The 23,809-nt window shown below is 63.6% G+C and carries 23 protein-coding genes; 11 read left to right on the top strand and 12 right to left on the bottom strand.

From position 1 onward, the window contains the following. The first annotated feature begins 40 nt into the window (after window positions 1-40). A complete protein-coding gene (locus S7S_RS00645; protein WP_008739160.1) occupies window positions 41-844 on the top strand; it encodes a dienelactone hydrolase family protein in 804 nt (267 codons plus the stop codon). Window positions 845-849: 5 nt separating this feature from the next. Then, window positions 850-1,842 carry a hydrolase gene (locus S7S_RS00640; RefSeq protein WP_008739159.1) on the top strand — a complete coding sequence of 331 codons (993 nt, stop codon included), beginning with the start codon at window positions 850-852 and terminating at the stop codon, window positions 1,840-1,842. On the opposite strand, the gene S7S_RS18660 is transcribed toward S7S_RS00640, so the two are convergent. The 9 genes from S7S_RS18660 to S7S_RS00595 all read right to left on the bottom strand — a co-directional run bounded on the left by S7S_RS18660 (window position 1,832) and on the right by S7S_RS00595 (window position 10,403). Next, window positions 1,832-2,800: an AraC family transcriptional regulator gene (locus S7S_RS18660; RefSeq protein WP_008739158.1), complete on the bottom strand. Its 969-nt coding sequence runs from the start codon at window positions 2,798-2,800 to the stop codon at window positions 1,832-1,834. The two genes, S7S_RS00640 and S7S_RS18660, sit on opposite strands and share 11 nt — an antisense overlap. A gap of 30 nt (window positions 2,801-2,830) precedes the next feature. After that, a complete protein-coding gene (locus S7S_RS00630; protein WP_008739157.1) occupies window positions 2,831-4,138 on the bottom strand; it encodes a TRAP transporter large permease in 1,308 nt (435 codons plus the stop codon). Beyond that, on the bottom strand, window positions 4,131-4,709 hold the full coding sequence (locus tag S7S_RS00625) for a TRAP transporter small permease (RefSeq protein ID WP_008739156.1): 579 nt from the start codon (window positions 4,707-4,709) through the stop codon (window positions 4,131-4,133). The genes S7S_RS00630 and S7S_RS00625 overlap by 8 nt, the downstream gene beginning before the upstream one ends. 33 nt (window positions 4,710-4,742) lie before the next feature. Then, window positions 4,743-5,147 (bottom strand): hotdog family protein, encoded by a 405-nt coding sequence (locus S7S_RS00620; protein ID WP_008739142.1) that lies wholly within the window; start codon window positions 5,145-5,147, stop codon window positions 4,743-4,745. A 4-nt stretch (window positions 5,148-5,151) separates the two neighbouring features. Beyond that, window positions 5,152-5,607 (bottom strand): FAS1-like dehydratase domain-containing protein, encoded by a 456-nt coding sequence (locus S7S_RS00615; protein ID WP_008739137.1) that lies wholly within the window; start codon window positions 5,605-5,607, stop codon window positions 5,152-5,154. A gap of 62 nt (window positions 5,608-5,669) precedes the next feature. Next, window positions 5,670-6,821: a C4-dicarboxylate TRAP transporter substrate-binding protein gene (locus tag S7S_RS00610; RefSeq protein ID WP_008739134.1), complete on the bottom strand. Its 1,152-nt coding sequence runs from the start codon at window positions 6,819-6,821 to the stop codon at window positions 5,670-5,672. Between the two features lie 50 nt (window positions 6,822-6,871). Further along, window positions 6,872-8,101, bottom strand: coding sequence for a CaiB/BaiF CoA transferase family protein (locus S7S_RS00605; RefSeq protein ID WP_008739133.1), 1,230 nt, complete (start codon window positions 8,099-8,101; stop codon window positions 6,872-6,874). A 92-nt stretch (window positions 8,102-8,193) separates the two neighbouring features. Then, window positions 8,194-9,114 carry a hydroxymethylglutaryl-CoA lyase gene (locus S7S_RS00600; protein WP_008739132.1) on the bottom strand — a complete coding sequence of 307 codons (921 nt, stop codon included), beginning with the start codon at window positions 9,112-9,114 and terminating at the stop codon, window positions 8,194-8,196. A 2-nt stretch (window positions 9,115-9,116) separates the two neighbouring features. Beyond that, on the bottom strand, window positions 9,117-10,403 hold the full coding sequence (locus tag S7S_RS00595; RefSeq protein ID WP_008739131.1) for a hydroxymethylglutaryl-CoA reductase, degradative: 1,287 nt from the start codon (window positions 10,401-10,403) through the stop codon (window positions 9,117-9,119). Window positions 10,404-10,566: 163 nt separating this feature from the next. On the opposite strand from S7S_RS00595, the gene S7S_RS00590 reads away from it, so the two are divergent. Continuing rightward, a complete protein-coding gene (locus S7S_RS00590; RefSeq protein ID WP_008739130.1) occupies window positions 10,567-11,937 on the top strand; it encodes an aminotransferase-like domain-containing protein in 1,371 nt (456 codons plus the stop codon). A gap of 35 nt (window positions 11,938-11,972) precedes the next feature. Here the strand turns inward: S7S_RS00590 and S7S_RS00585 are convergent, their stop codons facing one another. Continuing rightward, window positions 11,973-12,971 (bottom strand): porin, encoded by a 999-nt coding sequence (locus tag S7S_RS00585; protein WP_008739129.1) that lies wholly within the window; start codon window positions 12,969-12,971, stop codon window positions 11,973-11,975. 182 nt (window positions 12,972-13,153) lie between these two features. After that, window positions 13,154-14,053, bottom strand: coding sequence for a LysR family transcriptional regulator (locus S7S_RS00580; protein ID WP_035205614.1), 900 nt, complete (start codon window positions 14,051-14,053; stop codon window positions 13,154-13,156). Between the two features lie 132 nt (window positions 14,054-14,185). On the opposite strand from S7S_RS00580, the gene S7S_RS00575 reads away from it, so the two are divergent. From S7S_RS00575 to S7S_RS00565, 3 genes are read left to right on the top strand one after another with little or no spacing between them, the layout of a single operon-like run. Next, entirely contained in the window at window positions 14,186-14,884 is a 699-nt protein-coding gene (locus S7S_RS00575; RefSeq protein WP_008739126.1) for a CoA transferase subunit A, read from the top strand. Between the two features lie 15 nt (window positions 14,885-14,899). After that, window positions 14,900-15,559, top strand: a complete 660-nt coding sequence (locus S7S_RS00570; RefSeq protein WP_008739125.1) for a CoA transferase subunit B — start codon at window positions 14,900-14,902, stop codon at window positions 15,557-15,559. 16 nt (window positions 15,560-15,575) lie between these two features. Then, complete coding sequence (locus tag S7S_RS00565; protein ID WP_008739124.1) at window positions 15,576-16,745, top strand: acetyl-CoA C-acetyltransferase; 1,170 nt, start codon at window positions 15,576-15,578, stop codon at window positions 16,743-16,745. Between the two features lie 91 nt (window positions 16,746-16,836). Here the strand turns inward: S7S_RS00565 and S7S_RS00560 are convergent, their stop codons facing one another. Next, complete coding sequence (locus S7S_RS00560) at window positions 16,837-17,526, bottom strand: TetR/AcrR family transcriptional regulator (protein WP_008739123.1); 690 nt, start codon at window positions 17,524-17,526, stop codon at window positions 16,837-16,839. 167 nt (window positions 17,527-17,693) lie between these two features. Here S7S_RS00560 and S7S_RS00555 point away from each other — a divergent pair, with 167 nt between their 5' ends. The 5 genes from S7S_RS00555 to ggt all read left to right on the top strand — a co-directional run bounded on the left by S7S_RS00555 (window position 17,694) and on the right by ggt (window position 23,652). Beyond that, entirely contained in the window at window positions 17,694-19,136 is a 1,443-nt protein-coding gene (locus S7S_RS00555; protein WP_008739121.1) for a coniferyl aldehyde dehydrogenase, read from the top strand. Between the two features lie 18 nt (window positions 19,137-19,154). Next, entirely contained in the window at window positions 19,155-19,709 is a 555-nt protein-coding gene (locus S7S_RS00550) for a hypothetical protein (RefSeq protein ID WP_008739118.1), read from the top strand. Further along, on the top strand, window positions 19,706-21,340 hold the full coding sequence (locus tag S7S_RS00545; protein WP_008739116.1) for a GMC family oxidoreductase: 1,635 nt from the start codon (window positions 19,706-19,708) through the stop codon (window positions 21,338-21,340). The genes S7S_RS00550 and S7S_RS00545 overlap by 4 nt, the downstream gene beginning before the upstream one ends. Window positions 21,341-21,438: 98 nt before the next feature. Then, complete coding sequence (gene coaD, locus S7S_RS00540; protein WP_008739097.1) at window positions 21,439-21,927, top strand: pantetheine-phosphate adenylyltransferase; 489 nt, start codon at window positions 21,439-21,441, stop codon at window positions 21,925-21,927. Window positions 21,928-21,969: 42 nt separating this feature from the next. Further along, on the top strand, window positions 21,970-23,652 hold the full coding sequence (ggt, locus tag S7S_RS00535) for a gamma-glutamyltransferase (protein ID WP_008739095.1): 1,683 nt from the start codon (window positions 21,970-21,972) through the stop codon (window positions 23,650-23,652). Window positions 23,653-23,809 lie beyond the last annotated feature (157 nt).

Below are 23,809 nucleotides of genomic sequence, written 5' to 3'. Positions count from 1 at the left end.
CGGACACACCGCCACGGCATAGAATGTGGGGAGAACACAGATGAAACAGATCGCAACGGCCATGGTCACCAGCCTGGCCCTATTGAGTACCGGAGGCCCGGCCATGGCGGATGTCGTCGTCAAGAAAGTCGCCTACGACATTGACGGCACACCCTTTGAAGGGATGCTGGTCTATGACGACAGCCTGACCGGCGCCCGGCCCGGCCTACTGATGATCCCGAACTGGATGGGCCCCACCGACGATGCCGCCCGCAAGGCCGCACGTGTGGCCGGCAACCGTTATGTGGTGTTCGTGGCCGACATGTACGGCACCGACGTGCGCCCGCAGAACCCGCAACAGGCCGCCCAGGCCGCCGGTGCCGTGCGCAGCAACCGGCCCCTGATGCGCCACCGCGCCGCCGCCGCACTGGACGTGCTGCGCCAGCAAACTCCGGACAGCGAAAAGCTGAGCATCGACACCGATCGCCTGGGCGCCGTCGGTTTCTGCTTCGGCGGCAGCGGTGTGCTGGAGCTGGCCCGCTCCGGTGAACCACTGAACGGCGTGGTGTCGTTCCACGGCAACCTGGACACCCCCAACCCCGAAGACGCCCGCGCCATCCAGACGCCGATCCTGGTGCTGCACGGTGCCGACGACCCGTACGTCCCGGCCGGGCAGGTGGCCGCCTTTGAAGAGGAAATGCGTGCCGCCGATGTGGACTGGCAACTGGTCAGCTTCGGCGGCGCGGTACACTCTTTCTCCGACCCCACGGCCGATTCCCCCGGCCAGGCACAGTACAACGCCAAAGTGGCCGGCCGCGCGTTCGACATGATGAACCTGTTCTTCGGCGAGCAGTTCGGCCGCTGAACCGCATGCGCTTCAGCCCGCACCCGCTGATCCGGTCACCGCACCTGCAAACCCTGTGGGGGCCATTGATGCGCCGGCACGCCCCACTCGCCCGGCGCGAGGAACGCGTCACGCTGCGTGACGGCGATCATCTCTGGCTGGTCTGGGCCGGCCCCGCGCCCGCCCCCGGCCAGACACGGGTGCTGATTCTTCATGGCCTGTCCGGCAGTGCTGACTCGCATTATGCACGCGGCCTGCAAGCCCACCTCGCCACCCTCGGCCTGCCCAGCGTGGTGATGAATGCACGCGGCACCGGCACCCGGCCAAACAATCTCGCTCGCGGTTACCACGCCGGTGAAACCGATGACGTGGCCGATGTACTGGCGCACCTGCACCAGGCCGATCCCGAGGCGTCGATTCCGATGGTGGGCTATTCCGTCGGCGGCAGCCGGTTGCTGAACTATCTCGCCGACGAGACACCGGCGTATGTACCGGCCGCCGTGGCGGTCTCCGTGCCGCTGTTGCTGGGACCCTGCTCGGAAAGGCTGGAGCAGGGGTTTTCGAAAGTCTACCGGCGCAAGCTGATCGACGAACTGATGACGCAACTGCGTCTGAAACAGGCGCACCTGCACCAGCTTGCCCCGGAGGAAGCCGAACGCCTGCGCGCCCTCGGCCCACTGGAAGGCGTCGGCAGCTTCCGTGATTTCGACAACCGCTTTGTGGCCCCGCTGCACGGCTTTGCCGACGCGGACGACTATTACCAGCGCGCCAGCGCCGGCCCGAAACTCGCGCGCGTGCGCACACCCACGCTGGTGATTCACGCGCTGGATGATCCGTTCATGGTGCCGGAGGTGCTGCCGTCGCCGGATCAGATCGGCGAGGCCGTGACGCTGGATGTGCAGCCGCACGGGGGGCATGTGGGCTTTGTCGGCGGCAGCGCACGCCAGCCTGAGTATTGGCTGGAACGACGCATCCCGGCGTTCTTTGCCGACCAGAAGGTGGCGGGCTTCAGCCGCTGAATGCCTGCTGCCCGGTGCGGCGCAATGTCTGCGACGGCAATTCGCCGAAACACTCCCGGTAATAACTGGCGAAGCGGCTGAGATTGCGGAAGCCATATTCCAGCGCCACTTCCGTGACATTGCGCGCACGTCCGTTTTCCGTCAGCGCAATGTGCGCGAATTCCAGTTTCAGGTTGCGCACATACAGCGACGGGCTGATGCCCAGCTCGCGCTCGAACAGGTTATAGACCGATTTCACGCTGAGCCGGCACAGGCTGGCCAGCGCTTCCACGCGGATATCTTCCGTGCGATGTTCTATCACATAGCGGCGCACCCGTTCGATCAACGGGTTCAGCGCCGGGCGCGTCATGTGGAAGCGACGCAGGTTATTCGGCAGGCGAGTGATGGCAAGGTGCGCGATGATGCTCGCATAGGGGCCGATGATCTGGGCGCCGGAAACACTGGCACCATCTTCCTGATGCAGGGCACTGAGCAGGTGATACAGCCGCAACGCATCGTCGGTGGCAATTTTTTCCGTGCGGAAGCGCACGCCCGGTGCCGGCACATGGTAGCCATACTCGGTGGCTTTGTGCTCCAGGTACGCCGACGGCATTCTGAAGACCAGGTATTCTGCCGGCGAACAGTGTGAAATGGTGAACGCGTCGGCAGGGTTGAGCGCCACCACATCCCCGGCACTCAGTTGCAGACTCTGGTCGCGATGATGCCAGTTGCTGACCCCGGAGAGCACCACGCACAGCGCGTGGCAGTCCTTGCGCCCGGACACCTCGAAGCAACTCCCGGCGCCATACCGCGCGCGCAGCAACCCGTACCCGGCCAGCGTGCGTTCGCGCACCGACACCCCGGCGTGCGCGCCGCCCACCAGTGCATCATGGCGCGAAAAATACGCCGCCATCGCCTGGCCGTTGTTCATCGGCAGCGCCAGGGTCTGATCTGTGTTATCCGCCACCACACTCAGCATGAGCCGGGCCCTCTTTGTTCGCCTGCGCTGTCAGCCCAGCACGCTGGGCAGGTACAGCACCACGTCGGGAAACACCATCAGCAATGCCAGCACCACGGCATCCATGACCAGGAACCAGAACACGCCCTTGAAGATCGCGCCGGTGGTGACCAGATCACCCACCACGCTCTTGATGACAAAAATATTCATGCCCACCGGCGGCGTGACCATGCCGATTTCCAGCAGCTTGGTCAGCACCACGCCGAACCAGATCAGGCTCAGGCCCACGCTGTCGATGATCGGCAACACGATCGGCAACGTCAGCAGCATGGCGCCGATCGGCTCCAGGAACATGCCCAGCAAAAGATAGATCAGCACGATCATGCACAGAATGAGAACGGTGCTGGCGCCGGCATCAATGACCATCGACGACAAATAGTCACCGGCACCGGACAGCGACAGAAAGCGCGTCAACAGGCTCGCGCCCATGGCGATGATCAGCAGCGTCCCGGTGGTGAGCAGGGTTTCCAGAATCGCCGCGCGAAAGCGCTCCCAGGTCAGCGTGCGTTTGCACAACGCCACCACACAGGACAACGCAGCACCCACGGCCCCGGCTTCGGTCGGCGTGAACAGGCCGGCAAACATGCCGCCGAAGATACCCAGCATGATCAGCATGATCGGCCAGATATCCCACAGCGCCACGATCCGGTCGCGCAGGGAAATCCGTTCTTCCTGCGCCGGTGCCAGCGCCGGGTTCAGCTTGACGCGCACCACCACCACGATGATGTAACCGAGCACCGTCAGCAGGCCGGCGGTGATGCCGCCCAGGAACAGCTTGGTAATCGATTCCTGCGCGATGATGCCGTACAGGATCATGATGATCGATGGCGGCAGCAATGCACCGACGGTGCCGGCAATCGCCACCGTACTGGTGGCCAGGCCAGGATTGTATTTGTGCGCGATCATTTCCGGCACCGCGACACGCCCCATGGCGGCAGAGCAGGCCACAGAGGAGCCGCACACAGCAGCGAAACCCGTGGTCCCGAAGATCGACGCCACCGCCAGGCCGCCGGGCACCGCCGAGAGCCAGAGTCGCGCAGCGCGGAACAGACCCTGCGTCAGTTGCGCGTGGTAACAGACGTACCCCAGCAGCAGGAACATCGGCACCGAACTGAGCACCCAGTTGGCGGAAAACTGATACGGGATCAGGCCGAGCGACCCCCAGGCAATGCCCCAGCCCATCAGATACAACAGGCCACCGAACGAGACGCCGATCAGCGCCAGCCCCACCGGCATGCGCAGTGCGATCAGGAAAAACAGCACCGCCAGGCCGCTCAGGCCGATCTGTACATCACTCATGACGCGCCCCCTCGCCGGCATGACTGTCGGCGCGCACTTCATCCTTGAGCGCGCGTTCCGCGTCGGACACCTGCAGACCACACCGGGCGCCGGTCAGATACACGAGAAATTTGTACACCAGCACCACCACCATCAGGCCCATGCCCAGCGGCAGCATGAAATAACCTGGCCAGGTGATGATCGTCGTTCCACCTTCGACCAGGGCCGCGTTCATCTCGTACTTGCCGAGCGCTTCGGTCCAGGTCTTGACGGTCATGAAGCCCAGGATCACCGCACTGAGCAGCACCAGCCAGTTGGCCAGGTGCCGTTGCAGCGCCTGCGGCAGCCGCTCGGTGACCACCTCGACGCTGATATGCGCGTTGAGTTTTTCCGCATAGGCCAGCGGCACAAACGTGGCGATCACCATGTAGTAGTTGGCGACATAGGTGATGGTGCCGGGAATGGTGATGGAAAAGACAAAGCGCAACACCACGTCCGCCGTGATGTGCAGCATCATCATCGCAATGGCCAGGCCACCCACCAGGGTGGTGGCATCTGTCAGCCGGGAAAGCCAACGCCCTAACCGATACATAACGTGTTCTCCTCGCAGGCAGGCCAACGGTTGCTATGACCGGAAGCGGACCGTGGCCGTTGCCTCTGTCGCCACTTCACCCTGGGTATTGGATAAAGTCAGTGTCACGGTGGCTGTCATGCCGTCGACCGCCGTCACCTGCGCCTGGGCCACCAGCGCATCACCCAGATACGCCGCACGCCGGTTGCTGTAGCGAAAGCCGGTCATGTCGCCATCGTCGCCCAGCCAGTCGCAGACGATCTGGGTCAGCCAGTCGCCCTGCAACGGGCCGTCAATCAACAGCTGCGGATGGCCTTCTTCCGCCTGCGTGTAGGGCAGGTCGTAATGAATGCGGTGCGGGTTCCAGATCGCGGCGTTGTACAGGAACAACTGCACGGTGTCCGCCCGGAATTCGCGTGAGGGCAGTGCATCGCCCACGGTGATGGATCGCGTTGTCATGGCGTTACCTCGCAATTCTCGTCAGCCGCTCGATCACCACCGGCTCGCCAGAGCGCGTCTCGAAGCGGTTCTCGAACACCATGAAAATCAGCGGGCCGGCCGAGCCGTTCTTTTCGTACAGATCGGCCAGCCGCTGCCGGCACACCAGCACATCACCGGGGCGTACCTTGCGGTGAATCTGGTAATCGCTGCCGCCGGCCATGATGCGCTTGAGCGGCAGTTCGGGTATCAGCGGACTGTCCGGCTGGCGACCATCCGGCAGCAACTGGTCCAGCGGAATCACCGGCATCATGGCACTGAACAGAAACAGCAACGGCGCTTCGTCGCCATCCAGGTAGCAACGCCGGGTCTGGCCGGTGGCCACGGCGTATTTTTTCAGGTCGTTGCGACTGATCTCGAATTCAAACGGCGGCACTTCGGTGCCGATCAGTGCGCGCAGTGCGTCGGTTAACAGCGTCATGGCCTGTCCTGCCTGTGCGAGATGACATGACGCGGTGCTAGGGCACCGCGCCGGACACGGTCTTACAGACCGTGCTGGTTGACGTCTACCTTGGAGAAGATCTCGCTCCAGTACAGGTCCGCGAGCGCTTCTTCGGAATCCACGTCCTGTACCAGGCCGGCCCACTTGTCCAGCAGCGCACGGAAGGTGGTGATCAGCTCGGCGCCGTTCTGCACGCCGTAGCGACGGCGATAATCTTCGGCGATGGTGGCCATGTCCTGTTCAACGAAGGCATGGGTCTTTTCAATCAGCGCTGCGTCAGCCTTGTGCAGCGTGACACCACGGTCTTCGGCTTCCGACAGGATACGGTCTTCATGCTGGTGATAGATCCAGGGCACACCCGCCGAGAAAACACTGGCGGCACGCAGCATCACCGTGCGCTGTGCCGGCGACAGGCTTTTCCAGGTACGGGTGTTGATGTTGGTCCCGGCAATCGGCATCGGGCCGCCAGGCACGTCCATGGTGATATGCTTGACCACGTCAGTCAGACCGAAGTTATGGATCTCCGGTGCGGCCAGCACGATGCAGCCCACCACGCCCTGGCTGAGTGCTTCGAACATTTCGTTGGCAGACATGGTCACCGGCGAGGCGCCGACCGCTTCTGCCCAGCGCGACCAGTTCGACGCGCCCACACGCAGGCGCATGCCGCGCAGGTCGGCTTCGCTTTCTACCGGCCGGTTGCATACCAGCCCATAGGAAGAACCGCCGGTGCTGCCGGTGTACACCTGCCCCTGGCGGGCAAATTCCCGGTTGCACTCCGGGCAGTTGAAAAAGGTGTATTCCGACAGTGCGCCCATGAACACCATGCCTTCGCGGCCCCGCACCTTGTCGCCGAGCAGGCCGACCAGCATGGACGCTTCCACCGCCACGTTGCTGTGCGGGAATTCCGAGGCAAAGTAGGAGGTCAGCACAAAGCCGATGTCAGCCATGCCGTCACGCACGCCGCCGGAGGTTTCAGCGAAGTTCAGCAGCGACATGGGGAACACACGCACTTTCAGGTCGCCGTCCGAGAGTGACTCGACAGCGCCGGCGTATTCCTTCGCCACATCCACCACAAACGAACTGGGTGGGTGGCCGATGGCGTAACGCAGCGTGCGCGCTTCAGCGGAAAGGGTAAAAGCCCCGAGCAGGGTGGTGCAGGCCAGCATCAGGCCGGCGGTCACTTGACGTTTCATAGCATTCATCCGTCTTTGTTATGTAATAGTGTTTGTGTTGCAGCGTCGTATCAGATCACGCCATTGCGGCGCAGTGTTTCCAGTTCGTCCTCGTCCTTGCCAAGCCAGCCGGCGTAAATCGCCTCGTTGTCCTGACCCACGCCGGGCGCACTGGCGTGCTGTTCGCAGGTGCCCCCGGACAATTTCACCGGGTTGCCGAACACCTCGAAATCCACGCCCTGGTATTGCACGGGAATCACCATGTCGCGCTGGCGTACATGCGGATCGGCCACCACTTCGTCGATACCCTTGATCGGCGACAGCGGGAAACGCGCACCGGTCATGGCTTCCAGTTCCGCCTTGGTGTGACGGGCACACCAGCCTTCGACAATCGGCTTGACGCGGCGATCATGCACGTCCGGATTGAAGCGCTTGGCCATGGTGTCTATTTCCGGATCCGTGATCAGCGCTTCGTCACCAAACACGATGCACGCCTCGCGCCAGAACTTGTCGGTGTAGGCGCCGAAGAAAACGTAGCCGTCCTTGCAGGCATAGCGGCCGTAGGGCTTCACAAACGGATGGCCGTTGCCTTCCGGCACAGTGATCTTGCCGGTGGCGGTGTAGGTGACCAGTGCGTTTTCGGTCAGCGAAATGATTGAATCCTGCTGTGAGATATCCACCCACTGGCCGTGACCCGTCCTGTCGGCTTCGCGCAACGCAGCCAGCGTGCCGATGGCACCGTACAGGGCGGCGGAAAGATCCCCGAGCACCGTGCCCACGCGCATCGGTTCTTCCACCGTGCCATTCATGGACCACAGGCCGCCGGACGCCTGCGCGCTGCTGTCAAACGCCGGGCGCGGTGCATTCGGGCCCTGCTGCCCGAAGCCGCTGATACTGGTGAGAATGATGGCCGGGTTGGCCTCTGTCAGCGTGGCATAGTCCAGCGACAGTTTTTCCATGGTGCCGGGGCGGAAATTCTCGATCACGATGTGCGCTTTGCGCACCATATCCAGAAACGTCTGGCGCCCGGCTGGTTGTTTCAGGTTCAGGCTCACCGCCATCTTGTTACGGTTGTACTGCGCGAAGAAACCGCTGATGGCGTTACCGTCGGCACCCTGGAGCGGCGGAAATTCGCGCGTCAGGTCCGGGTCCTGCGGGTGCTCGATCTTGATCACGGTCGCGCCCATGTCCGCCAGCAGCATGGCGCAGTAGGGGCCTGCCACCACACGGGTCAGATCCAGGATGACGACGCCCGTCAGCGGGCCGCTTCTGGCGACCGGAATGCCGGTTTCGTTGTTCATGCAACCTCCGCATTTTCTTGTCATGTTCGGGGCCGCCGCCGGGATCCTCCGGCGGTGACGTCCGGGTAGCAGACTGGCCGCTTTTTTCGACCTCAGCCTGTTGCTTCTTCGTGCTGCACCCTGTGCTTTGCGCGCCATGCCCGTGCCACACGGGATGACGTTGTCCTGCCAAGTTGTTCGTCGATATAGCCACCGGCCTGTATCAGCGAAGCAAGGTCAACACCGGTATTCAGGCCCAGGCCGCTGAACAGATAGACCAGTTCTTCGGTCGCCACATTACCGGTGGCACCCGGCGAATAAGGGCAGCCGCCCAGGCCGGACACGGAGCTGTCAAAGGTGCGCACGCCCGCGTCCAGCGCGGCCAGGCAGTTTGCCACGGCCATGCCCCAGGTGTCGTGAAAATGAACCGCCAGCGAAGCCAGCGGCAATTCCACGGCACAGGCAGAAACCAGTTGTTTTACCGCGCCGGGCGTGCCGGCGCCGATGGTGTCGCCCAGGCTGATTTCCTGACAGCCCATCTCATAAAGACGCTTGCTGACCGCCACCACCTGTTGCGGCGCTACCCTGCCGGTGTAAGGGCAACCCAGCACGCAGGAGACGTACCCGCGTACAGCGATCCCTTCGGCGTTCGCCTTGTCGATCACCGGCGCAAAGCGCGCCAGGCTTTCTTCAATCGTGCAGTTGATGTTGCGCAGTGAAAACGCTTCCGAGGCAGCGGCAAACACGGCCACCTCGCGACAACCACTGGCCACGGCGGCGGCCATGCCCTGGCTGTTTGGCACCAGCACGCTGTAGGTCACACCTGTGCGCTGAACAAGCTGGCGCAACACCTCGTCAGTGTCCGCCATCTGCGGCACCCAGCGCGGCGACACGAACGAACCGGCTTCGATGTGTGTCAGGCCCGCCTCGACCAGCCGGTTGATCAGCGCAGCCCGCACGGCGGCCGGCAGCACACGGGATTCGTTCTGCAAGCCATCGCGCGCACCGACCTCGACCAGCTTCACCGCGTCCATGTTCAGGCGCCCCGCAGTGCGCGCAGCAGCGCTTCTGCGTGGTCGGCGCGTACGTCGCGGGCCGCGACCATGCGTTGCACCACCGCGTCCACTTCCTCGCCACGCGCGCCCACGGACAACGCGATGTTGCGCGCATGCAGCGCCATGTGGCCGCGCTGAATGCCTTCCGTCGCCAGTGCACGCAAGGCGCCCAGGTTCTGCGCCAGCCCTACGGCCACCGCCACTTCCGCCAGCTCCTGTGCGGTCTGCACGCCAAGAATCTTCAGCGACAGGCGTGCCAGCGGGTGCGTTTTCGTCGCGCCACCCACCAGGCCCACGGGCATCGGCATTTCGATGGTGCCGACCAGATGGCCGGCGGCGTCTTTTTCCCAGGTGGTCAGCGAGCCGTAGTGGCCATTGCGGCAGGCATAGGCGTGCGCACCGGCTTCCACGGCGCGCCAGTCGTTGCCGGTGGCGACAATCAGCGGATCGATGCCGTTCATGATGCCCTTGTTGTGCGTCGCCGCCCGGTACGGGTCGATGGCGGCAAACGTATAGGCATCAATAATGCGGTCGATCACGTCCGCGCCCCGGTAGTCCGCTGTCTCCAGGTGCTCCGGTGCAATCCGCACCTGGGCACGGGCCAGGCGCAGGTCGGCCAGGTTGGAGAGAATGCGCAGGCGCACGGTGCCACCGGTGATCTTCTCCATCAGCGGCGCCACGGCCTCGGCCATGGTGTTGACGGTGTTGGCGCCCATGGCATCACGCACGTCCACCACCAGATGCGCCACCACCATCGGGCCGCGCGGGCTGCTCGGGAATGTATGGATGTCCAGGTCGCGGCAACCGCCACCCAGTTTGTTCAGGAGCTGGTCCTTGCTGTTGGCCAGCTCGATGATCTGCTGTTTGTGCCGCAACAGGCTCAGGCGCGCGTTGGCCGGGTCGGCCAGGCCGACGATCTGGATCTGCGCCCGCATCAGCGGTGTGCTGCTGGAGGTGAAGAAACCACCGGCCGGCCGGGCCAGCTTGGCCATGTAGGAGGCCGCCGCCACCACCGACGGCTCCTCGACCACCAGCGGCACCAGTACATTGCGGCCATTGATCAGGAAGTTGCCGGCCAGCCCGAGCGGCAGCTCGAACTTGCCGATCACGTTCTCGATCATGCCGTCGGCAATCTCCATCGGCAGCGCGCCGGCGTTGCGCAGCAGGCCGGCTTCGTCGTCGGACAGGGACAGCTGCGTCTGCAGGTAGTCCAGCCGCTCGGCGGGGGAAAGATGACGGAAACCGGGAAGGTTTGAACTGATGCTCACTGCGCACCCCTTATGGAGCCGTTGTTGTTAGGGGCGCCTGTCGCGGCGCCGGGATTGGGCTTAACATAGCGGCGCCTGTACCCATGAAAAAGGTACAGTTATGGCAAACAGTCATTATCTGTCGGATAGTACGACCAAGGTGGAAGACAGAGTGCCCCCTCTCATGCAGCGCCTCACCCTGGCCCAGCGCGTGGCCGCCGACATTACCCGGCAGATCACCGAAGGCGCCCTGCGCCAGGGCGACAAGCTGCCGTCGCTGCGCGAGTACATGCGCCTGCATGGCCATTCCAAGAACACCGTGATCACAGCGTATGAGTACCTGGCCGGGGAAGGGCTGATCGAAGCCCGCCACGGGCAGGGCTTTTTCGTCTGCGCCACGCCGGCCACGCCCGAGGCCGAGCCGGAGCCACCGCCGTACGCCCGTGCGCTGGACACCATCTGGATGATGCGCCAGCAGTTCGTGCGCGAGCCGGGGCACTCGCACCTGGGCGAAGGCTTCCCGCCGGTGGACTGGCTGATGGACATGCGCCTGGACAAGTTCAACCGGCAGGTGGTGCGCAGCGGCATCACCACCCTGTTCCGCTACGGCGACCGGCTCGGCAACATCAACCTGCGCCAGCAACTGGTGAAGAAACTGGCCGGGTACAGCATCAGCGCCACGCCGCAGCAGTTCGTCACCACCTTCGGCGCCAACCACGCCATGGACCTGATCATCCGCCGCTTCGTCAAACCGGGTGATCCGGTACTGGTGGAAAGCCCGGGTTATTATCCGCTGTTCGGCAAGCTGCAATTGCAGGGCGCGCGCATGCTGCCGGTGACGCGACAGGTGGATGGCCCGGACACCACGCAACTGGCGCATCTGCTAGCGCGGGAAAAACCGGCGCTGTTCTTTATGCAATCGGCCGGGCACAACCCGACCGGCACGGACCTGTCAGCCGAGAAAGCACAGCGCATTCTCGCCCTGGCGCGCCAGCATGATCTGATCGTGGTCGAGAACGACGCCATGGCGGATTTCAAACTCAGCTCATCGGTCAAGCTGTCGGCGCTGGATCAGTTCCGGCGCACGCTGTACCTGGGCAGTTTTTCGAAACCGATTTCCGCTGCGTTGCGGGTCGGTTTCATTGCCGGCGACGAGGCCATGGTCAGCGAACTGGCGGATGTGAAAATGCTGCTGCACACCAGCAGTGCGGAGTATGCCGAACGCACGGTGAACGTGATTCTGCGCGAAGGGAATTATCTGCGGCACCTGTCGCGCCTGCAGGAGCGGCTGCGCGACGCCACCGAACGGGGCCTGGCCGTGCTGGATGAACTGGGCGCGGAAGTCTTCTGCCGCCCGGAGCAGAGTCTGTATCTGTGGGCGCGCTTTCCCGGCGTGGATGACGCGAATGAATTAACACGTCGCTGTCTGGAACGTGGCGTGATGCTGGCGCCGGGTTCCATCTTTTCCGTCGACCGGCGTCATATCGTCCCCTGGACCCGATTGAACGTGGCCTATCTGGACGACCCGGCGTTCCGCGCCAGCCTGCAACCGTGACGGGGCTGCTCCGGTTGCCGGAGCAGCCCGCCTGTTCAGAAGAAATATTTCGCCATGACTTCCACCTGTTCGCCCTGCGGCCGCAGCGCGGCCAGCGACAGATTGTATTCGCGCCACTCCACACCCACATCCATGTTCGGCAGCAGGCGATACAGCAGGTTCACGTGCGTGGATTTGTACAGGGTCTCGTTATCGTCATCCAGTTCCGTGCGCGAATGCACCACATTGCCACGCAGCCGCTCGGTAAAGAAGTGACGATAGCCGACGCGATAACCGTACTGCGACACAGCATCACCGTTTTCCACATCACCCGCCAGCGCATCATTGACACCCACCAGACTGTAGGCGCCCAGGCCCTCACCGTAATGCGCGTTGACGCGAATGTCATTGCGGCCAAGCATGACCTTTGCCGCCATGGAGAAGCCCACCGCCACATCGTCGTTTTCGATTTCACGCGTGGCGACAGTGCCTTTCAGTATGTGGCCGCCCTCGAAATTCTGCGTGTAGGTGACGGTGGTATCCGGAAAGCTGGCGCTTTCGTAGACCGGGTCCTGCATGGACACACTGAAGCCGTGGCTCTCATACCGCACCAGCGTCGGCCGGAAGTTGCCGCCAGACAGATCGCCCCGGCCGCCGCCCCAGATATCCACCACGTCATAGGCAATGATGCCCTGCGTGTAACCGCTCCAGGCCTGCCCCATGGTCAGGTTGCCGACTTTTACCCACGCCTGGCGCAGACGCAGTTCGGAGGAACTGCCGGTGGCATTGCTGCCGTAGAAATCGCCCTCGATGAACGCCGTCACTTCCTGGCCATTCACCGTGCTGTCGCTGCGGAAATTCATCCGGCTCTCACTGGCCGTGGCATCGAACGTGGATTTGCCCTGATCCGGGTTGCTGAAAATCCCCTGCGCCTTGACGTAACCGCCAATAGCAAAGCGGGTGTCCCCCACCGTGTTCAGTTCGACCGCCAGGGCCGGCGAGACCGCCAACGCGCCCAGGCACGTCATCGCGATTTTTCGGTTGATGCAAAACATGTGTCACGACCTCTTGTCATTCTTGTCAGAAGAACAACCAAGATCGCGGACGGCCGGAGCGGAAAATAGTCACATAGTGCAAAGTACACCCGCACCGCGCGGCGCTTTGCGCGGCGCGACGGCAGTGCCGGTGGCGTCGCCAGAGACGATTTCGGTAAAGGGAGGACGTTTCAGGCAAGCACTCAGCGCGGCAGGTCGAAACCCGTGACCGCCTGTTGCAGGGTGTCACAGAAGGCAACCGCCGCCGTGGAAAGTTCCCCGTCGCGGCGCGTCAGGATACCCACCGGCCGCTGGATCACCGGCGCCCGCAGCGCCACACAGCGCGCACCCAGCTCGTGCATCTGCCGCACGCACAAGGCCGGCACGGCACTCACGCCAAGACCGCAAGCCACCATACGGCCCACCGTGGCCAGCTGGTGGCTTTCAATTTCCACCGGCAGCGCCATGCCGTGTGCGGCAAGCCGTTCTTCGAGCATCACCCGCACCGCCGACGGCGCCTGCAAGGCAATAAAGGGGTACTGCAACAGCGTGGCCCAGTCCGTGTCGGCTTGCATGGCCAACGCGGAATCCGCCGGCAACACCGCGTGGAAACGATCCACATACAGCGGCGTAAACTGCAATGGCGAACCCGGCGGCGGCTCGAAGGCAATGCCCACTTCCACCTGCCGCGCGCGCACCTGATCGAGCACTTCTTCATTGATCACATCGTGCACGCGGATGCGAATGCCGGGATGCGCCTCGCGAAACACGCGCAGTACCGGCGGCAACAGGTTGCCCGCAAACGACGGCATCGCCGCCACCGAGACATGCCCCTGCTGCAGCGCAAACCGCTGCCGCAATTCATGCTCCGTCCGCGACCACTCCGCCAGCAGGCGCCGCGCCAGTGGCAGCAATGCCTCGCCCTCGGGCGTCAGGCTGACACTGCGCGTGGTGCGGCTGAACAGCCGGCCACCGAGCTGATCTTCCAGTGCCTTGATGGTCAGGCTCAGCGCCGACTGCGACAGGTGCAACTGTTCGCAGGCCTGGGCAAAGCTCAGGGTCTGGGCCACGGCGAGGAAGGCGCGGAGCTGTTTGAGCGTCATGACAAAAGCCGGCATTGATTGGTTTTTCTGGATAATCACCCAGAAAAACAAACTTAACAAATAAATTCCCCGCCGCAACACTGCTTCAAGTCGCCCAGGCGACCCCTTAAAACAACCTACCGAGGCATGACAGTGGCGGGATTTGATAAACGCGTAGCCTCCGTCGAGGACGCCCTGGCCGGGCTGCAAGACGGCATGACCCTGATCGCCGGCGGCTTCGGCCTGTGCGGCATCCCCGAGAACCTGATCCGCGCGATCCAGCAGCGCGGCACCCGCGACCTGACCGTGGTTTCCAACAACTGCGGCGTCGACGGCTTCGGCCTGGGCGTGTTGCTGGAGGACCGCCAGATTCGCAAGATCATCGCCTCTTATGTCGGCGAGAACGCGCTGTTCGAACGGCAGATGCTGGACGGTGAACTGGAAGTGGAACTGACCCCCCAGGGCACCCTGGCAGAAAAAATGCGCGCCGGCGGCGCCGGCATTCCCGCCTTCTACACCGCCACCGGCTACGGCACCCCCGTGGCCGAGGGTAAGGAAACCCGCGCATTCGACGGCCGTCATTATGTGCTGGAGCACGCCATTCGCGGCGACTTCGCCATTGTCAAAGGCTGGAAGGCGGACTGGTACGGCAACGTCATCTATCGCCACACGGCGCAGAACTTCAATCCGCTGGCGGCCACCGCCGGCCGCATCACCGTGGTCGAGGTGGAAGAAATTGTCCCACCCGGCACGCTGCCGCCGGACCAGATCCACACCCCCGGCATCTACGTGGACCGGTTGCTGTGCGGCCAGTTCGAGAAACGCATCGAGCAGCGCACGCTGTCCGCCTGACCCACGGGGAATTCCATGACTCTGACACGCGAACAGATGGCGCGCCGCGTGGCGCGCGAGTTGCAGGACGGTTTCTACGTCAACCTGGGCATTGGCATCCCGACGCTGGTGGCCAACTACATTCCCGACGGCATGCAGGTGATGCTGCAATCGGAAAACGGCCTGCTCGGCATGGGGCCGTTCCCCACCGAGGACACGCTGGACGCCGACATGATCAACGCCGGCAAGCAGACCGTGACGGCGCTGCCGGGCGCGTCGATTTTTTCCTCGGCGGAATCCTTCGCCATGATCCGTGGCGGGCATATCGACCTGACCGTGCTCGGCGCCTTTGAAGTCGATGTGCAGGGCAACATCGCCTCCTGGATGGTGCCGGGCAAACTGATCAAGGGCATGGGCGGCTCCATGGACCTGGTCGCCGGCGCCGACAACATCATCGTCACCATGACGCACTGCGCAAAGGACGGGCAATCAAAGCTGCTGCCGGCCTGCACCCTGCCACTGACCGGCGCCGGCTGCATCCGCCGCGTGCTGACCGACCTGGCCTATCTGGAAATCGCCGACGGTGCCTTCCATCTTAAAGAGCGCGCACCGGGCGTCAGCGTGGACGAGATCGCCGGCAAAACCGCCGGCCAGCTGATCGTGCCCGATCATGTGCCGGAAATGACCTTCGCCTGAACCAGGAGCCGCAGCCATGCACGACGCCGTGATCGTCGCCGCCACCCGTACGCCCATCGGCCGCTTTCAGGGCGCGCTGGCCAACCTCAGTGCCGTCGAACTGGGTGCCATCGTCATCCGGCGCCTGCTGGACGAAGCACCCTGTGTACCCATTGATGAAGTGATCATGGGCCAGGTGCTGACCGGCGGCGCCGGGCAGAACCCGGCCCGGCAGGCGGCACTGCACGCCGGCCTGCCACACGCAGTGCCGGCCACCACATTGAACAAGGTCTGCGGCTCCGGCCTGAAAGCCGTGCAACTCGCCGCCCAGGCGATCCGCGCCGGTGACGCCACCGCCATCATCGCCGGCGGCATGGAAAGCATGAGCAACGCGCCCTACCTGCTGCCGCGCGCCCGCACCGGGCTGCGCATGGGCCACGGCGAGGTGATCGACAGTATGATCCGGGACGGCCTGTGGGATGCCTTCAATGACTACCACATGGGCATCACCGCCGAGAATCTGGCCGCTCAGTACGGCATCGACCGCGCAGCTCAGGATGCCTTCGCCGCCGACTCCCACCACAAGGCCATCGCCGCCCGGCAGGCCGGCGCCTTTCAGGCCGAGATCACCCCGGTGACCGTGCCTGCCCGGCAAGGCGAGCAACGCGTCGACCATGATGAACAACCCCGCGATGACGTCACGCCGGAGAGTCTTGCCGGCTTGCGCCCGGCCTTCCGCCCGACCGGCAGCGTCACCGCCGGCAATGCCTCCGCCCTGAACGACGGCGCCGCCGCCGTGCTGGTGATGAACGCCGATCATGCCCGTCAGCAGGGCCTACCGATCCTGGCACGCATTACGGGCTACGCCAGTGCCGGGGTTGACCCCGCTGTCATGGGCATCGGCCCGGTCCCGGCCACCCGCCGCGCGTTGGCGATGGCAGGCTGGGCACTGGACGAGCTGGATCTGATCGAAGCCAACGAAGCGTTTGCCGTGCAGGCGCTGGCCGTCGGGCAGGCACTGGGCTGGGACGCCAGCAAGGTGAACGTCAGCGGCGGCGCCATTGCGCTGGGGCATCCCATCGGGGCCAGTGGCTGTCGGGTGCTGGTGACGTTGTTGCATGCGCTGCAACGGCGTGACGCGAAACGGGGGCTGGCGACGCTGTGTATTGGTGGTGGGCAGGGTGTGGCGTTGGCCGTAGAGCGATGACGGCAGCAGGTATCCGGGTGCATAACGTGTCGCTGCTTTCCGATTCTTGCGACACGTTATGTGCTCATGTCGCCAGCGGCGACCTGTCGCTTCACGACGACGGGCCAGCGCCGAACAACAGCCCCAGGGTATCGCCACTGCCCACCCGATAGCGGGCCTTCATTTCTTCCAGGTGCGCCGCCGCCTCACCGCGCAGGTAGGGCGCTTCCAGGCAGATGATCTGGTAGATGCCCTGGCGCAGCAGTGTCCGGTCCAGCACCTCGTTCTGCCGTTCCGCCGGCACCAGGCTCTGCACGAAACTGGCCCACGACGCCGCCAGCACCCAGGTATTCACCAGCAACGCCCGCATGGCGTCGTCATCTACTTCTACCAGCGCGGCCACGCGCAGCCCCTCATACACCCTCAGGCCACGGTCCAGGCTTTGCCGCACAAAATCCCCATACCGCTCGCGCAGGCGCGTGTCCTGATTGAGCAGGTGCCCCAGATCCCGATGGAAGAAGCGCGCGCCCCACATGCTTTCCAGAATCGCCTCGAAATAGCCGATCTTGTCTTCCCACGTGAGCGGCCGCCCATCCGGCACGCTCAGGAACCCGGCGACGATCTGCTCATAGCGCTCGAACAGCTCGAACACGATCTCCGCCTTGTTGCGGAAGTGGTAATAGAGGTTGCCGGGGCTGATGCCCAGCGCCTCGGCGATATGGTTGGTGGTGACATTGCGCTCGCCGTGCTGATTGAACAGGGCCAGGCTGGTGTCGAGGATGCGGTCGCGGGTGCTGGTCATTTCGGGTCAAAAGGCCTGCGCTGAAAACCGGTGGGAACGGTGGCTGATTGACAGTTAGAGTAATTACTCTAAGAATCGATGACAACCTGAATACAGCCTGTTCACCCAGGCCGCATACCGACAACAAGGCCGCCCCAGCGCGCGCGGCAACCACAGGGAGATGCACCATGGTCGCCGAAGTGAAATCACTGCATACCCATCAGGAAGACGTCAGCCGCCTGCGCACGCTGTTCGATGCGCAGCGCGCTGCCTTCCGTGCCCAGCCTTACCCGACCGCCGAGCAGCGCATCGAGCACCTCGACCGCATCAAGCCTCTGCTGCTGGATCATATGGACGAGATCATCGCCGCGCTGAAAGCGGACTTCGGTCACCGTTCTGAAGACGAGACCAAGCTGGCGGAAATCCTGACCAGCCTGGAAGGCATCAAGTACTACCGCAAGCGCCTGCGCAAATGGATGAAGCCGCAGAAGCGTGGTGTCGGCGCCATGGGCTTTCCCGGTGCGGCGTCGGTGATCTATCAGCCGGTGGGCGTGGTCGGCGTAATCGTGCCCTGGAACTATCCCGTATATCTGGCGGTAGGCCCGCTGATCGCCGCTCTGGCGGCGGGCAACCGCGTGATGATCAAGATGAGCGAGTTCACCTCGCATACCGGCGAGCTGTTCGCAAAACTGATCGCCAAGGCGTTTCCGGAAGATCATGTGGCCGTGATCAACGGTGAAGTGGAAATGGGCGCGGCGTTCTCAAAACTGCCGTTTGACCATCTGCTGTTCACCGGCTCCACCTCGGTCGGCCGCCACATCATGCGCGCGGCAGCGGAAAACCTGACGCCGGTGACGCTGGAACTGGGCGGCAAGAGCCCGACCATCATCGGCGAGGATTTCGCCATGAAGGACGCCGCCGAGCGCATTGCCTTCGGCAAGTGCTTTAACGCCGGCCAGACCTGCGTGGCACCCGACTATGTGCTGTGCCCGGCCGGCCGGGTGGATGAATTCATCGAGGCGTTCCGCACGCAGGTCAGCGGGATGTACCCGACCATGCGCGACAACCCGGACCTCACCAGCGTCATCAATGAGCGCCAGTATCAGCGCCTGAAAGGGTATCTGCAGGACGCGCAGGAAAAAGGCGCGCGCCTGGTGGAAATCAATCCGGCCAATGAAGACTTTACCGGCACGCGCAAGATTCCGTTTACGCTGGTGCTCAATATCACGGATGACATGAAGATTGCCCAGGATGAAATCTTTGGCCCGCTGATGATCGTGCAACCGTACCGCTCACTGGACGAAGCCATCGACTACATCAACGACCGCCCCCGGCCGCTGGCGCTGTATTACCTTGACTGGAACAGCGAACGCGCCAACCAGGTCATCACCCGCACGCACTCCGGCGGCGTGTGCCTGAACGACACCATGAGCCACGTGGGCATTGACGATATTCCGTTCGGCGGTATCGGCGAATCCGGCATGGGGCATTACCACGGTTACGAAGGGTTCCTGACCTTCACCAAGGCCAAGGGTGTGTTCCGCAAGGGCCGGTTCAATGCAACGCGCAATATCCTGCCGCCGTTCGGTGGTGCCATGCACAAGTTCATCTACAAGTTCCTGCTCAAGTAACCTGACACGGACAGCATAATGACAATAAATCCTCCGGACAGCGCCGGCCTCAGCCGGCGCGATTTCATACGGTTCGGGCTGATCAGTGGTGCCTTGGTGTCCTCCGGCGCCTCGCTGGCCCTGCTCACCGGGTGCAGCCGCGACATGTCAGCCGCCGATGGTTTCCTGCACCTGCGCGACAATGATCTTGCCCTGTTGCGCCCGCTGACACCGATTCTGCTCGCCGGTGCCTTTACGCCTTCAGAAGAAAAGATCGAGTACGCGCTACAGCAAATGGACAAGCTGCTGCACTCCGCCTCGCAGGGCGCGCGTGCAGAACTGTTCAAGCTGCTGGACGCCATGCACCTGCCGCCGATGCGCTGGTATCTCACCGGCACCTGGCGCGCCTTCGACAAGCAGGCGCCAGAACAATTGCGCGATACGGTGCAGCAGTGGTCCGAACGCGATAACGGCCTGGCACGGCTCTCGCTGCGTGCCATCAACCAGCCGCTGGTCTGGGCCTGGTATCTCACAGAAGAAGGCGTGCGCCATACCGGCTATCCCGGCACGCCACAGAAGGTGGCCACTGTATGAAACAGGATCTTTCCCAACTCGTGATTCGCGGCATTCCCGATCCCTGGGAGCAGGGTATTCGTGATGGCTGGCATGTCATCGACGGCGCCACCCTGGCGGACGACATGGCCATGGATGCCGATGTGGTGATCGTCGGCACCGGCGCCGGTGGCGGCGTCAGCGCAGAAATCCTGACCAAGGCCGGGCTGAAAGTGATTCTGGTGGAAGCCGGTCGCCTGAAAAGCAGCAACGCCTTCAACATGGATGAAGGCGAAGCCTATCGTGATTTGTATCAGGAAGGCGCCACGCGCACGTCCAAGGATGCCGGCGTATCGATTCTCCAGGGCCGCGCCGTCGGCGGCACCACTGTGGTGAACTGGACGTCCAGCTTCCGCACCCCCGACCAGACGCTGGAACACTGGCGCGATGCATTCGGTGTGGACGGCCTTGCCCCTGCGCAGATGGCGCCCTGGTTTGACCGCATGGAAGCCCGCCTGAATATCAGCCGCTGGGTGATGCCGCCCAATGCCAACAATGGCGTGATACAACGCGGCGCCGAAAAACTCGGCTGGCACTGGGATGTGATCCCGCGCAACGTCAACGGCTGCTGGAATATCGGCTATTGCGGCACGGGCTGCCCGACCAACGCCAAGATGTCGATGCTGGTGACCACATTGCCGGAAGCCATGAAAGCTGGCGCGACGCTGTTCCACAGCACCGAGGCCGCCACGCTGGAACATGACGGTACGCGCGTCACAGCCGTCAACTGCCAGGCCATCGGCGCCGACCGCGTGCCGACCGGTCGCCGTATTACCCTGCGCGCACCGACCATCATCGTGGCCGGCGGCGGCATCAATACACCGGGGCTGTTGCTGCGTTCGAACGTACCCGATCCGCACGGCCGCGTTGGCAAACGCACCACGCTGCATGTCGTAAGTTGCGCCTTTGGTGTGTATGAGGACGAAATCGCCGGTTACTACGGGGCGCCGCAATCCGTGTACTCGGATGAATTTGTCTGGCGCGATGGCGTCACGGGCAAAGTCGGCTACAAGATCGAGGCGCTGCCAGTACACCCCGGCGTCACTTCCGTGCTGCTGGACACCCATGGCGAACGCCTGCACGAAGAGATGTCGGCCCTGCCGAATCTCGGGGTGAGCCTGGCGCTGATGCGCGACGGTTTCCACGAGGACAATCCCGGCGGCGCCGTGGAACTGCGTGACGATGGCACCCCCGTGGTGGATTATCCGGTCACCGACTATATCCTCGAAGGCGCACGCCACAGCATCCTGAGCCAGGTGGAAATGCAGTTCGCTGCCGGTGCCCAGAAGGTCCGCGCCCGGCACTCGGACGCCCGGTTCCACACCAGGTGGTCGGACGCAAAGCAGGCTATCGAGCAATACACCTTTGCCCCCAACTATGTCCCCCTGGGGTGTGCCCATGTGATGGGTGGCTGCGCCATGGGCGAGGATGACAAGACCGCCGTGACCCACAGCGACGGCCGCTATCGTCACCTGGACAACCTCTACATCTTCGATGCCTCGGTGTTCCCCACCAGCGTCGGCGTCAACCCGCAGCTGAGTATCTATGCGGTGACCGCCCGCAACGCCTCGCTGCTGGCGGACAAGCTGCGCCCCGCCACCGCCCGCGCCTGAACCACTGGCCCCGGAACCACCCCGGGGCCGGCATTTCAGATTGCCACCTGCTTCCGGTATCCTTCGCCGCATCATCTTCGGCGAATGAGTAACGCGCTATGACCAACCGTGTCGTCTATCCGGGTACGTTCGATCCGATCACCAACGGCCACAAGGATCTGGTAGAACGGGCTGCGGCCATGTTTGATGAGGTGATCGTCGCCATCGCCAAGAGCGAAAAGAAAGGCCCGTTGTTTGATATCGACCAGCGCGTGGCGCTGGCCGAGGAATGCCTGGGGCACCTGCCCAACGTGCGGGTGGTCGGCTTCTCCAAGCTGCTGGCGTTCTTCTGCCAGGAGCAGGAGGCCAATATCCTGCTGCGCGGGCTGCGCGCGGTATCGGATTTCGAGTACGAGTTCCAGCTCGCCAATATGAACCGCAAGCTGGCACCGGACCTGGAAACCGTGTTCCTGACGCCGGCCGAGCACCTGTCCTTTATCTCCAGCAGCCTGGTGCGCGAGATCGCCCTGCTGGGCGGCGATGTCAGCCAGTTCGTGCCGCCGGCCGTATCCCGCGCACTGCAAGCCATCTGCAAGGAACGCGGCTGACCCTGCCGCGTTTAGGCCACACCACCCATTCGGGAGCCTGACATGCTGCGCCACGCCTGGATTCTGCTGATTATTCTGCTGGCCCCACCGGCACTGGCGGACGACAGGCCGCCGGCCGCCGCCATCGCCAGTGCCCACCCGCTCGCCACCGAGGCAGGCTTAGAGATTCTGGAGGCCGGCGGCAATGCCTTTGATGCCGCGATTGCCGTGGGAGCTGTGCTGGCGGTGGTCGAGCCCGCCAGTTCCGGTATGGGCGGCGGTGGCTTCTGGCTGCTGCATCGGCAGCACGACGGGCTGCAGACCATGCTCGACGCCCGCGAAACTGCCCCGGCGGCGGCAAGCGCGACCATGTACCAGGACAAGGACGGCAACGTCGTCCGCGACCACGCCATCAACGGCCCGCTGGCCGCCGGTATTCCCGGCCAGGCCGCCGCCTTCGTACACCTGGCTGAACATTACGGCCGGTTGCCGCTGGCACAGTCACTGGCGCCCGCCATTCAGATCGCCCGCGAAGGCTTCCCGGTAAGTGAGCGCTATCGTACGCTGGCCGGCTTCCGCGATGAGGTGCTTCATCGCTATCCCGCCGCCAGCCGGATCTTCCTGCAAGACGGCAAGGTGCCGCCAGCCGGCCATCAGATCCGCCAGCCAGATCTTGCCCGCGTACTGGAACGCATTGCCCGCGCGGGCCACGCCGGCTTCTATGAAGGCGACACTGCCCGCGATCTGGTGCGCGGCGTTCGCGCAGCAGGCGGTCTCTGGACGCTCGATGATCTCGCCAGTTACACCATCAAGGAACGCGCGCCCATCGTCAGCACCTTTCGCGGCGCGCGCATCATTTCCGCGCCGCCGCCGTCGTCTGGCGGCATTGTGCTCGCGGAAACGCTGAATATCCTCGCGCAATTCAACGACGGCGATATCGCCCCCGAACTGTTGCCGCACCTCACCGTTGAAGCCATGAAGCGCGCCTATCGGGACCGCGCCGAGCACCTGGGCGATCCTGATTTTGTCAGCATGCCGGTGACGCGTTTGCTCAGCGTGCAGCATGCACGCGAACTGGCACGCGGGATCAGCCTGGACAAGCCCACGCCGAGCAGCGAATTGGGCGCACCACTGGCACAGCCTGCCGGCACGCACACCACGCACCTTTCCATTCTGGATGACGAAGGCAACCGCGTCGCCGCCACCCTGAGCGTGAACCTGCCCTTCGGCTCCGGCTTCGTTGCCGAAGGCACCGGCATTTTGCTCAACAATGAAATGGATGATTTTTCTTCCAAACCCGGCAGCCCAAATGCCTACGGCCTGATCGGCAGCCATGCCAACGCCATCGCGCCCGGAAAACGGCCGCTGTCTTCCATGACGCCCACGTTCGTGGAATGGGACGACAAGGTGGCCATTCTCGGCACGCCTGGTGGCAGCCGCATTATCAGCATGGTGTTGCTCGGGGTGCAGGAAGCACTGGCGGGCAAGCCGGTGACCGAGTGGGTGAGTCGGCCGCGTTATCACCATCAGTATCTACCGGACGTGGTCGAGGTAGAGCCGGCATTTATTGGCTCAGATGAAGCGCGCTTGCTGGAAGTGCGCGGCCATACGTTGAAATCTACCGGGCGGACGTATGGGGATATGCATGCGGTGTTATGGGAGAAGGAAAAAGGCGAGGTGAGTGCGGCCAGTGATCCGCGAGGGGAGGGGAGTGCGCATGTATCCATCACGTCTGATCCCGAGTGAAGCCGCGCGACTTTTCCTATAGCTTCGGCTCTCTCGTAGCGACCGCAGGACAACCGACCGCCAGGGGCGCGTACCGGGAGAACCTCAGACGCCAAGCGTAGGACGGGCCGCTTATCCAACTTGCCGAGCATTGCCAGGCCCTGGTCTTCTCTGCCAA

The sequence above is a fragment of the Isoalcanivorax pacificus W11-5 genome (assembly GCF_000299335.2).
GTDB classification, from domain to species: Bacteria; Pseudomonadota; Gammaproteobacteria; order Pseudomonadales; family Alcanivoracaceae; genus Isoalcanivorax; species Isoalcanivorax pacificus.
This window is presented reverse-complemented; position numbering and strand designations above follow the sequence as displayed.